At 34.3% G+C, this 11777-nt stretch carries 11 protein-coding genes; 8 read left to right on the top strand and 3 right to left on the bottom strand.

Annotation, left to right across the window (positions count from 1 at the left end; genetic code table 11):
- Positions 1–13: 13 nt before the first annotated feature.
- A complete protein-coding gene (locus DK441_RS01630) occupies positions 14–1189 on the bottom strand; it encodes an HlyD family secretion protein (protein ID WP_109097192.1) in 1176 nt (391 codons plus the stop codon).
- Between the two features lie 373 nt (positions 1190–1562).
- Between DK441_RS01630 and DK441_RS01635 the strand changes: the two genes are divergently transcribed.
- The 6 genes from DK441_RS01635 to DK441_RS27225 all read left to right on the top strand — a co-directional run bounded on the left by DK441_RS01635 (position 1563) and on the right by DK441_RS27225 (position 7569).
- Positions 1563–3848, top strand: a complete 2286-nt coding sequence (locus tag DK441_RS01635) for a lantibiotic dehydratase family protein (RefSeq protein ID WP_109097193.1) — start codon at positions 1563–1565, stop codon at positions 3846–3848.
- A gap of 69 nt (positions 3849–3917) precedes the next feature.
- On the top strand, positions 3918–4220 hold the full coding sequence (locus tag DK441_RS01640) for a GIY-YIG nuclease family protein (protein WP_109097194.1): 303 nt from the start codon (positions 3918–3920) through the stop codon (positions 4218–4220).
- Positions 4221–4313: 93 nt separating this feature from the next.
- Positions 4314–5183, top strand: coding sequence for a thiopeptide-type bacteriocin biosynthesis protein (locus tag DK441_RS01645; protein ID WP_109097195.1), 870 nt, complete (start codon positions 4314–4316; stop codon positions 5181–5183).
- Positions 5180–6886 carry a helix-turn-helix domain-containing protein gene (locus DK441_RS01650; protein ID WP_109097196.1) on the top strand — a complete coding sequence of 569 codons (1707 nt, stop codon included), beginning with the start codon at positions 5180–5182 and terminating at the stop codon, positions 6884–6886. The genes DK441_RS01645 and DK441_RS01650 overlap by 4 nt, the downstream gene beginning before the upstream one ends.
- A gap of 127 nt (positions 6887–7013) precedes the next feature.
- The gene (locus tag DK441_RS01655; protein WP_109097197.1) at positions 7014–7226 is read left to right on the top strand and encodes a hypothetical protein; all 213 of its coding nucleotides are present in this window, start codon (positions 7014–7016) and stop codon (positions 7224–7226) included.
- Between the two features lie 115 nt (positions 7227–7341).
- On the top strand, positions 7342–7569 hold the full coding sequence (locus tag DK441_RS27225; RefSeq protein WP_109097198.1) for a helix-turn-helix domain-containing protein: 228 nt from the start codon (positions 7342–7344) through the stop codon (positions 7567–7569).
- A gap of 221 nt (positions 7570–7790) precedes the next feature.
- Here DK441_RS27225 and DK441_RS01665 read toward each other — a convergent pair whose 3' ends face one another.
- Positions 7791–9329, bottom strand: coding sequence for a ribonuclease E/G (locus DK441_RS01665; protein WP_109097199.1), 1539 nt, complete (start codon positions 9327–9329; stop codon positions 7791–7793).
- 284 nt (positions 9330–9613) lie between these two features.
- Positions 9614–9904, bottom strand: a complete 291-nt coding sequence (locus DK441_RS01670; RefSeq protein ID WP_024768281.1) for an HU family DNA-binding protein — start codon at positions 9902–9904, stop codon at positions 9614–9616.
- 130 nt (positions 9905–10034) lie between these two features.
- Between DK441_RS01670 and mutY the strand changes: the two genes are divergently transcribed.
- Entirely contained in the window at positions 10035–11093 is a 1059-nt protein-coding gene (gene mutY, locus DK441_RS01675; protein ID WP_109097200.1) for an A/G-specific adenine glycosylase, read from the top strand.
- A 217-nt stretch (positions 11094–11310) separates the two neighbouring features.
- Positions 11311–11772 (top strand): single-stranded DNA-binding protein, encoded by a 462-nt coding sequence (locus tag DK441_RS01680; RefSeq protein ID WP_025664476.1) that lies wholly within the window; start codon positions 11311–11313, stop codon positions 11770–11772.
- The last annotated feature ends 5 nt before the right edge of the window (positions 11773–11777 follow it).

Genomic DNA, 11777 nt, shown 5'->3' on the forward strand with positions numbered 1-11777 from the left:
CTTCACTATTCATTTATTCGACATTCACTACTTCTGCTATAGTGGGACTCGATGGGTTAAGCCAATCATCGACTTTATCATAAAGTAATTCATACAAGGTGCGTTGTGTAAGTTGAAATCGTGCGCTAAGCGTCATCCCTTTGTTAAAACTCCCTTTAAAACCATTTTTAAGTTCGAGATGTCCCTGGTCGATAGCACAGCGTACTTTAAAAACAGGTCGTTCATTAATGATATCTACATCTTTACTGATCTCCAGAATTTTTCCGGTAGCTAATCCCCATTGGTTATAGTTAAAAGCATCGATCTGAAAATTCACCGATTTATTTCGGCTCACTAATCCTATATCTGATGGCGAGAGGTAGCATTCTGCAACCAGTCCGGTATCGGGAGATATTTCGGCAATAGTTAATCCTCCTGCAATTAAACTACCCGGCTCGATACCCAAAACATTTTTAAGAATCCCATCTATAGGTGCCGTAATCAACAGCTCTTTTTGATTCTGTTTTAGTTGTGTTAATCCACCTTTTAATTCTCTTATGGTGTTGTGGTACTCTGTTACTGTGGCCTGCCAGTTATTTTTTTGTTGTTTTCGATATTGTTGCAGTGTACTCGATGCCAGTTGATGCTCAAAAGCACTATTCTCATAATCGACTTTGGCGACCACCCCTTTTTTATACAGTTTTTGGTTACGCAAGTAATCGATTTTTGTTTTTTCAAATCGGGTTCTTAGCTCCTGTATTTTTTGAGTGAAGTACAGATACTCTTTTTGGTAACGTGCCGATTGTATGTTGTTAAATTTCGGCTTAGCCGTATTGATCAGATATTCACAATCTGCAATAAACTGCTCGGTCTCTTTAATCTGTGTCGAGGATCGGGTGATTTGTTCCTTTACTACCGAAGTATTGGTCATAAGCAAGGTATCACCTTTATTTACTTTTTGATTATCCACCATATTTACAAAAACAACTTTACCTGATTGAAGCGGAGTAATAGCAATACGTTCTTTACTAGGCCTTAACATTCCTCTTGCCGTAGTATAAATATCGACTTTGATGAACGGTAATAGTGCCAATGCAATAATAAAAGCAACCAATATCGTTGTATAGATCATCTTACTTTTACTACTATGTTCAAACTGATGTACCTCTATGGTGTTTTCTATAATTTCTTTTGGAAATAACTGTTTCATACTGGAATATTCTTTAAACGTTAACAATAGATTGATACATGATGATAAAATGATCCATCAGAAAAGCGGTGAATTGTGAAATGAAATTGATCAGTACGTGTATCATAAGTTTTGATTTTTTTGAGTGAAACTAAAGCGACTGCTACGTTTTTTGATTTGATCAAATATACCTTTGATAATGCCCCAAAAACAAAGGAAAGAAGTCGTGATTCCTGAAAACAAACACGGGATTCGCAGAATGCAGACCTTTAGTTTAAAATAGTAATCGATTGATTATCATATAGTTTTGTTATAATTGTCTAAAAGAAATCTTAAAACAGAAAATAGTATATTTATATCCTGTTAAATAAGTATAGAATAATACCAACACCTCTTGAAACTAAAAAATCCATATACCTTCTTTGATCAGTTTTGTCTAAGAACTCCCCTTTTACCATTAGATTTTTATCATAACCTTACCAAAGAGAAGGAGATACCTGTAGAAATGTTTAAAGATGTCTGGAAAAATGACAGCATTAGAGAAGCTATTTTTCTGGCATCACCAGAACTGTTTTCTGAAATCGAGAAATGGTTATTGGGGCAGCTCAAAGATGTTAAAAAGAAGAAACGATTAGAATCATCTTTGTTAAAATATCTATCCAGGATGAGTTCGCGTTGTACTCCCTTTGGATTATTTGCCGGTTGTAGTATAGGAACTTTTGGTAAGACTACAGCAATAGAATTGTCTAATTATGATACTCATCAAAGACAAACCCGGTTTGATATGAACTTTTTGGTGGCTTTCTCGCAAAAGATGGCCAAAGAAGAGGCGATCAAAAAACAGTTATTGTGGTATACCAATAATAGCTTGTATAAAATCGGAGATCAATATCGATATATAGAATACAAGTATAACAAATATAATCGGCGAGAACATTCTATCGAGGCGGTAGCCTATGCAGAGTATCTCGAAGCTATAATCGAGAGTGCCAGGACTGGTAAAAAAATAAAAGAATTAGCGTCTCTTCTGGTTGATGACGAAATTACGCACGAAGAAGCTTCAGAATTTATAGATGAATTGATAGACAATCAAATCCTGGTGAGTGAGATAGAACCCTCTGTAACCGGAGATGATTTTTTAGAACAGTTAGAAGCCTGTTTGAGTCAGATAGAAGGTACAGATGTTATACTAACAGAGATTGATTCCTATAAAAAATTTCTGGAACAAATAGATCAGAAACTGGGTAATGGATCTGACGAATACCTAAAACTTAGTGAGCGGGTAGCGAAACTAGAAACACCTTTCGAGTTAAAATATCTTTTTCAGACCGATATGTATACCCAGACACAATCTAATCAATTAAATATACGATGGGGATATAAGTTAACGCGGGCACTAGAATTGTTAAACAGAATGAATAGCGCTTCATCAGAAACGCACTTACAACGGTTTAAAGATGCATTTACAAAACGATACGAAACCCAGGAAATTCCTCTGGCTACTGCTTTAGATACCGAAGTAGGTATTGGATACCTTCAACATCAGGATGCCAGTGACTCTACTTCTTTTTTAGACGATCTGTATATTCCTTCCAAACCGGCTTCAAAACAAGAAATGCACTGGACTCCGGTACAGGAAATTCTAAATAAGAAATTACAACATATACATAAGGAGAACCAATATACGCTGGCACTCGAAGATAAAGATGTTGAACATCTTGGATTAGACTGGGGTGATTTGCCTGATACCATGTCGACAATTGCTCAAATTGCAACGGTTGATGGCGAAGAAAAGATGATATTTTCTTCTGTAGGAGGATCCTCTGGAGCGAATCTGTTAGGGCGGTTTTCTACCGGAAACGAGGATGTTTTAAAACACGTACAGGGTATTGCAGCTATAGAACAAGAAATGTATCAAAACCAGATCCTGGCCGAAGTTGTTCATTTACCAGAATCCAGGACGGGTAATGTAATTCGCAGAGCAACCATACGTGAGTATGAAATCCCGTATTTAGGAAAATCTAATGTACCTATAGAGCAGCAGATATCTATATCAGATCTAATGATATCGGTGCGATATGGTCGTATTATATTACGTTCTAAAACACTTAATAAAGAAATTATTCCTCGTTTGACTAATGCCCATAACTATAGTGCTAATGCATTGCCGGTATATCATTTCTTATGTGATGTACAAAAGCAAGGCGGTCGACCAGGCCTTGGGTTTTATTGGGGAGAAGCGTTAGAGAAGCATACTTTTTTACCTAGGGTAGTATATAAAGAGTTTATATTAGCAAAAGCCCGGTGGAAGATCACTATGGCAGACTTGCCTTTTCTAAAAGAAAGTAGTGAAAACGATAGGATTGCAATGATAACCACCTGGAGAGCAAAACATAATATACCCAAGATGGTACAATTGATCGATGGGGATAATACTTTGCTGATTCATATGGAGAATACGAACTCAATAAATATGTGGTTAGATACTATAAAAAATAAAAAAACATGCGTATTAGAAGAGTTTTTATTTGCAGAAGAAGGACAGTCTAATGAGCAAAAAGGTATTGTGCAGCAAGAAGGTATGAGTTATACTAACCAGTTTGTAATCTCGCTGTATAATAAAGAAAAACTAGAACAGGCAAGAAAGAACACCGAAGCATTAAAAGCAGTTGAGGTGTGATTAAGATCATTGTTGTCATTCCAGTAATTTGTCATCCCAGCGCAGGCTGGGATCCACAATTGAATTGAAATGTTAAAACCAAGACATCAATATGCGGTATATATTCTAACCAACAAAAAGAATGGGACATTATATATTGGTATGACAAATAATCTGGAAAGAAGGGTTTTTGAGCATAGAAGTAAATATGTTGATGGATTTACTAAAAAATATGATTTGAATAAGTTAATATATTTTGAGATATATCAGTATGTTAATGATGCAATAGAAAGAGAGAAAAGATTAAAGGCATGGAAGCGACAATGGAAAATAAACCTAATTGAAGAATATAACAAAGATTGGAATGATCTGACTTCTGATTGGTATGATTAAGATCATTTTGGATTCCTGCCTACAGTTTATCCTGAGTAAAACCGAAGGACAGGAATGACAAAGCAGTAAAAACACAAAACAAGGGGATACTACATGAGTACAAAAAGAACATATATACTGGGGGATGAGTGGCTATATTATAAAATATATTGTGGTGCCCGTACGTCTGATGTCATCCTTACCGAAACTATAAAACCACTCACAGCGCAATTATTAGAACAAGGACTAATCGATTCCTGGTTTTTTATACGATACGGAGACCCCGATTTTCATATCAGGATACGATTTCGTTTACCCGATATACGCGCAATAGGAACCGTGATTTTGCAGATTAATGCTGCGATGCAACATTATGTAGAACAACAAGTGGTGTATAAACTACAAACTGATACCTATATACGAGAACTAGAACGTTATGGTACAAATACTATAGCTACTTCTGAAACCTTGTTTTTTTATGATAGTACCATGCTACTGGATGCTATTGAGTTGATCGAAGATGAAGAATTGTACTTCTTATTTATAGTAAAAGCGATTGATAGATTGTTAAACAGTTTTGGTTATGAACAACAACAAAAATTAGAGCTGGTAACCCGAAACAGCCTGGGATTTAAGCGAGAATTTCATGCAGATAAAGGATTAAATAAACAATTAGATAAAAAATATAGGGGGTTAAAAAGCAAGCTTTCTTCTTTTTTAGAGACAACTTCTATGCAGGAAGACTATAAAATCTTAGATGATTTACTGGATCACAAAGCAAAACAATCATTAGGGGTTGTACAAAAGATTATGGAAGTACAGCAAGATAAGCAGTTAGAAATGCCATTAGACGATTTGCTAAGCAGTTATATACACATGTTGGTAAATCGTGCCTTTAGATCCAAACAACGATTTTATGAGTTGGTGTGTTATGATTTTTTAGTACGATACCAAAAAACAAAAGTAAGTTATACTGTATCATGAAAAAACTAGTACTCATCGTTAGTGTCTTTTTTTTATACACTATCCCGGGGATTGCCCAGGATACGGGTACGTTTACCATCCCGGATTCGTTAAAGAATAAAACATTTGATGAGATTGAAAAGTTAGGTTTTAAGTATTATAATGATTCTATTAAGCATGAAATTTATGCAAATACATTATTAGTCAAAGCAAAGCAAAAAAATGATCCATTGTCTCTTGCCAAAGCATATCGATCTGCTGTATTTATGTTTAAGAATAAATCTCATGAAAGAATAGCCTATCTGGATAGTTCAATCGCAGTAAGTAAAGATTTAAATCATAAGCTATATCCTGCAGTACCATATTCTATTAAAGGAGGAGAATATAGACAAATAGGGGATTATAGTAAAGCATTGGATAGTTACTTGGCTGCTTTAAAATACTCCAGTGCATCCAATAATAAAAACTTTTACTATTTGACCAAACATAATATAGGGAGTTTAAAAAGAGAAATTGGAGAATTTGAGGAAGCAGCTACAATCTTTAAAGAGGTCATAGATTATGAAGATAAAAATAATATAGGTGGGATAGGACATTTAGCAACGATGTTGTATTTAGCAGATACCTATAGAAAGCTGGAATATAAAGATTCTGCTACTTTTTATAATACCAAAGGAATACAAGAATCGCTTAAAGATAGTTTAGATCTCTATCCATTGTTTGTGTTACATGAAGGGATCAATTTATACTATAAACAACAATACCAAAAATCATTGGATAGTATTCATAAAGCGCTACCCTTTGTTGAAAAATATAAGCCAAGAGAAGAAGAGTCGTTGGTTACTGCCTATATACATCTGGCAAAACTGTATAAAGAATTTGATAATAAAGAAAAGTACCTGGAGTATTTATTAAAAATTGATCAATCCTATGACCATTCGGACTTTGTTTCTACGGAAACGAGAGAAGGCTATGAACTATTGATTGATTATTATAAATCGGTAGACGATAAAAATAAACAGTTATATTATATAGATAAGTTATTTAGAGTAGATAGTATCCTGGATACCAATTATAAAAACCTGAGTAAAAAAATAGTACAAGAGTATGATACTCCAAAACTATTAGAAGAAAAGCAGAATCTGATTGATAATTTAGAACAAAAAGAGAAAAAGACCAGTGTAAAATTTATTACTGCCGTCATTTTTGCTATAATACTGATCATTGTTGTAGCTGTGATCTATATTAAAAATGTACGCTATAGAAAACGTTTTAAGGAATTGATGCATGTACCAACCCTTGAAGCTACTGCGCCAAAAGAAATATTGAATAAGCATCCTGCCACACCCGAAGCGATTGGGATTTCTGAGGATATTGTAAACTCGGTCTTAGAGGGCTTGCAAAAGTTTGAGGATAAACAGGGATATGTATCACCCAACATTACTACCGGGGAGTTGGCCAAAAAATTACAAACCAACTCTAAATACTTATCTAAGATCATTAATACCTATAAGCAAAAAAGTTTTAGTGTGTATATTAATGAATTGCGTATTGAGTATGTGATCGAAAAATTAAAAAATGAGTCCAAATTTAGATTATATACCATCAAGGCGATTTCTCGCGAAATTGGATTTAATACTACCGAAGCTTTTTCTAAATCTTTCTACAAAAAGACGGGAATTTACCCTTCTTACTTTATCAAACAGCTTGAAAAAGGAAAATAGGTAAATATTTGATTATCAGTTATTTGATAGTCTGATTTCTTAGAATACAGACTGGTACTTCCTTTTTTAGCCTTATTTTTTTAAGGTTATCCCTTACATTTGTTTTGAACTCAAAACATAAAAACTCATGAAAAATCAAGATCAAAAAAAGAAACTGGGATTAAAAAAACTAAACATTACCTTATTAACAATGCATAAACTGTCGCAGATAAAAGCAGGGAGTGTTGAAACTGTAGCAATAAATGGATGTGATCAATCTGGATCAGGTTGCCGAAGTTATCAAAGACCACCTGAATGTGGTAATCAAACAAATATTAAAGACCTTGTTGCGAGTAGATAAACATAGGTTACAATTGTAATTTAGTATTACCGCTTGTGTTCATCAAGAAGTAGTGAAAAATAATCGTCCTGGCGTATCTAAGCCAGGATGATTATTTTTTTTAGAGTTATCTATTATGAAAGTTATCTATTGTCACAAACAGAAAACGTTAAGCCAATACATCAATGACCTACGTATCGATTTTGTAGTAGAGAAGTTCCGGTCTGATTCAAAATTCAGGAAATATACGATTAAAGCTATTGCGCAAGAGGTCGGTTTTAATACCGCAGAGGCGTTTTCTAAAACGTTCTACAAAAAAACGGGTATATATCCCTCATATTTCATAAAAAAGCTGGAGGAGTGAGATTTTGGGTTGGCCTTGTCATTCCGGCGTAGGCCGGAATCCACATTGGAGCAGTGATTTTGATATGGAATTGCATTTTTGTGTTAAGCACACACCCATCACTTCGAGTGCCGCGTTTTTGGGGGTGGTGTATCGAGAAGCCAATCAAAGGTTTTGTTTGAAAGGTGTGTTAACCATTTAAAACAAAAAAACCCGGCGCTGTTATCAGGCCGGGTTTAATTTTATTTTATCAATTCACCATTTTTATCGTGAAAATGATATTCTAAATACGTGTAAGCGTCTCTAGGTACAATCTTTACCCATCGTTTATGGTTAAAATACCATTTTGATCGGGTGGATGGAAATCCTTTGGTTAAAAAAGCTGCAATAAAAGGATGCGCACTTAGCGTTATCTTTTTATGCTCTTTTTTAATTAATTTTTCTAATTCGACTTTTATTTTTTCTACCAATACTATAGGCGCCTCAACTTCGCCATTTATTCCGTTGGGATCATCCTCACGGGTTTTGATATTCATTTCTGGTCGAACACGCTGTCGCGTGATTTGAATCAGGCCAAATTTACTTGGCGGTAAAATTTTATGCTTCGCCCTATCGTCTTTCATCTCTTCTCGTAATTGATTGAAGAGGGTTCTACGGTTATCTGCATTATTCATATCGATAAAATCGACTACAATAATACCTCCCATATCTCTAAGACGCAGTTGGCGGGCTACTTCAGCTGCACTAATCAGGTTTACCTCTAGTGCAGTATCTTCTTGGTTTTTGGCTTTATTAGATCGGTTACCGCTGTTTACATCGATTACATGCATCGCTTCTGTATGCTCTATAACCAAATAAGCACCCTTACTCATAGACACCGTCTTGCCAAAACTTGTTTTGATTTGCCGTTCAATACCATATTTTTCGAAAATTGGTATTTTGGGATTATGAAGTTTTACAATTGATTCTTTTTTTGGAGCAATTTCTTGCAGATACTCTTTGATTTGGTTGCAGAGATCTTCATCATCTACAACAATAGAAGTAAAAGTGTCATTAAATACATCTCTTAATATAGAAGATGCTCTATTCATTTCACCTAGTACTTTTGAAGGGTGATGGGCTTTGTGCATTTTTTTGCACATGCTTTGCCATCGTCCCATTAGATTTTCTAAATCTTTGTCTAGTTCTGCTACTTTTTTGCCTTCTGCTACTGTACGTACAATAATTCCGAAACCTTTTGGCTTAATACTTTTTACAAGCCTTTTTAGACGTTCTTTTTCTTCTGAGGATTCTATTTTTTGAGAAATAGAAATTCGATTCGAAAAAGGAACTAAAACAATATATCGACCAGCAATCGAAAGCTCTGAGCTAATTCGAGGGCCTTTGGTAGATATCGGTTCCTTTACTATCTGTACTAATAGTGATTGATTTGATTTTAACACATTGGTAATAGTACCGTGTTTATCAATATCGTTCTCGAAAGGAAAATCCTTAAGAGAATAATTTTTTAATTTACCTGTGCTTACACGTTTTATGAATTTAAGTAATGAAGATACTTGAGGGCCAAGGTCGTGGTAATGCAAAAACGCATCTTTTTCATAGCCTACATTAACAAATGCAGCGTTTAGACCTGGGACAGATTTACGGATTTTGGCAATAAAAATATCACCTACCGAAAAATCACTGTCGTCTTCTTCCTTATGTAATTCAATTAGTTTTCCATCCTTTAATAAGGCAAAATCCGTAGAGGAACCTGACCTAATGATCAATTCGTTGTTCACTCTGATTAGATTTTTATCCCGATAATTATCGAGATGGATTAAACAATTTTTTCACAGGAATTTTTACAATTCCGTTGAAATAAAACAAAGATACCGGTAGTGGGGTAGCATGTCTTATTTCGATTTCAAAGAACTTAACTTTTTAAATGAAAAAAGTAGTTAGAAACTACTTTTTCTTATGGCGGTTGGCTCTTCTTCTTTTTTTACGCTTGTGCGTAGCTACCTTGTGTCTTTTTCGTTTTTTACCACTTGGCATAGTGTATGCTTTTTATATTTATAATTATTTATTTTACTTCTACGTTAGTTTTTACACCTTCTACAAATACTTTTGCAGGTTTAAACGCTGGTATATTGTGTGCAGGAATTTTGATCGTAGTGTTCTTAGAAATATTACGGCCTGTTTTCTCTGCTCTGGTTTTGATAATAAAGCTACCAAATCCTCTAAGGTATACATTATCTCCACTCTCTAGTGAGCTTTTTACCTCTTCCATAAAGGTTTCAACCGTTGCTTGAACATCACCTTTTTCTATTCCTAATTTTTCTGAAATTTTTGCTACAATATCTGCTTTAGTCATTATATTACCTATTTAGGGGTTTTTAAATTTTCAAGGGGGCAAATATAAGAATTTAAAATCCAAAATATCAATACTTAAGATGATATTTTCATCTTTAAACGTTTAATTTTGCAAAACTTATAATTTTACTATGATATTTTCTAAAAAACTCATTACGTGGTACTTACAAAACAAAAGATCGATGCCATGGCGAGAAACTAAAAATCCATATCATATTTGGCTTAGTGAAATTATACTTCAACAGACCAGAGTGGCGCAAGGATTACCATATTATATGTCATTTACAGAGACTTTTCCAACGGTATTTGATCTTGCAAATGCAAGTGAAGAAGAAGTGTTAAAATTGTGGCAGGGATTAGGATATTATTCCAGAGCCAGAAATCTGCATGCTACTGCAAAATATGTAGCAAACGATTTAAAAGGTGTTTTTCCCAATACATATAAAGGTCTCTTACAATTAAAAGGAGTTGGCGATTATACAGCGAGCGCTATAGCTTCTATATGTTATGCCGAAGCGGTTCCTGTAGTAGACGGAAATGTATATCGGGTATTGTCACGATATTTTGGAATTGATACTCCTATTAATAGTACAAAAGGAGTAAAAGAATTTAAAGAGCTTGCGATAACCTTAATGGATCATGAAGAACCAGCAGAATATAACCAGGCAATTATGGAGTTTGGAGCACTACAGTGTAAGCCCAAAAGTCCGTATTGTATTGTATGTCCACTACAAGATAGTTGCGAAGCACTTAAAAATGGAAAAGTAGCTATATTGCCAGTCAAAATCAAAAAACTAAAAATCAAAAAACGCTACTTTAACTATTTGGTGTTTTTTACAGAAGATAAGAAAACGATCATCCAACAAAGAGTAGGTAGTGGTATATGGAAAGGATTATATGAGTTTCCTTTAATAGAAAGTGATACTGTAGATGCAGATACTATTGCATCTCATGTTGTTTTTAGAGAAATGATAAAAGATAAAGAGTATGAGATTATACCGCATCAACAAGAGGCTATTGTGCATAAATTATCTCATCAGCATTTATATACCCGATTTTATATCGTTAAATCAGATATACCTTCAAAAATAAACCAAGATCAAAAAATTGTGGATTATGAGGAAATACATACCTATCCCGTTCCTATTCTGTTGGGTAATTTTATAGATGCCTTTTTTCAGCAAAATTGATGAATTTAGAACCTCAAAGTACAACAGGTTAAAAAGATCTAAAACCTAAGTTAAGACCATCGAGAGATCATTTATATATTAATTTTTTTATTACATTTACTATAAACAAAGTTATTTGAAGTTACTTTGAAAAATAAGAAGTATTAGGATAGCGTTATTTAATATAGTTTGTCATTTCTTTGTAATGATAAACCAAAACAACAAATCATAAACTAAAATGTCTGGAACACTAAATAAAGTAATGCTTATAGGGCATACGGGTGATGAGGTAAAGATGCATTATTTTGAAGGAGGTAGTTGCATAGGCAGATTTCCTCTTGCTACTAATGATTCGTATGTAAATAAAAGCACAGGAGAACGTGTAAACACTACAGAGTGGCACAATATCGTGGTTAGAAATAAAGCTGCAGAAATTTGCGAAAAATACCTTAATAAGGGAGATAAGGTATATATTGAAGGCCGTCTTAAAACCAGAAAATGGCAAGATGAGCAAGGAAAAGATAGGTATAGTACAGAAATACAATGTACAGATTTTACTTTTCTTACACCTAAGAATGAGAACCAACCTTCTGAGCATAAACCTCAGAATACGCCTCAAACGAATACACCTGCTACGAGCAATTCGCAGGAAGTTTCATCTAATTCACCAGCAACAGAAGATGATGATCTTCCGTTCTGATATGT

The organism is Aquimarina sp. AU58, from assembly GCF_900312745.1.
GTDB classification, from domain to species: Bacteria; Bacteroidota; Bacteroidia; order Flavobacteriales; family Flavobacteriaceae; genus Aquimarina; species Aquimarina spinulae.

What these genes read in the sequence shown, in the direction of transcription:
- DK441_RS01630 (WP_109097192.1), bottom strand. Translation starts at nt 1,189, where the DNA reads ATGAAACAGTTATTTCCAAAAGAAATTATAGAAAACACCATAGAGGTA.
- DK441_RS01640 (WP_109097194.1), top strand. Translation starts at nt 3,918, where the DNA reads ATGTTAAAACCAAGACATCAATATGCGGTATATATTCTAACCAACAAA.
- DK441_RS01645 (WP_109097195.1), top strand. Translation starts at nt 4,314, where the DNA reads ATGAGTACAAAAAGAACATATATACTGGGGGATGAGTGGCTATATTAT.
- DK441_RS01650 (WP_109097196.1), top strand. Translation starts at nt 5,180, where the DNA reads ATGAAAAAACTAGTACTCATCGTTAGTGTCTTTTTTTTATACACTATC.
- DK441_RS01655 (WP_109097197.1), top strand. Translation starts at nt 7,014, where the DNA reads ATGAAAAATCAAGATCAAAAAAAGAAACTGGGATTAAAAAAACTAAAC.
- DK441_RS27225 (WP_109097198.1), top strand. Translation starts at nt 7,342, where the DNA reads ATGAAAGTTATCTATTGTCACAAACAGAAAACGTTAAGCCAATACATC.
- DK441_RS01670 (WP_024768281.1), bottom strand. Translation starts at nt 9,904, where the DNA reads ATGACTAAAGCAGATATTGTAGCAAAAATTTCAGAAAAATTAGGAATA.
- mutY (WP_109097200.1), top strand. Translation starts at nt 10,035, where the DNA reads ATGATATTTTCTAAAAAACTCATTACGTGGTACTTACAAAACAAAAGA.
- DK441_RS01680 (WP_025664476.1), top strand. Translation starts at nt 11,311, where the DNA reads ATGTCTGGAACACTAAATAAAGTAATGCTTATAGGGCATACGGGTGAT.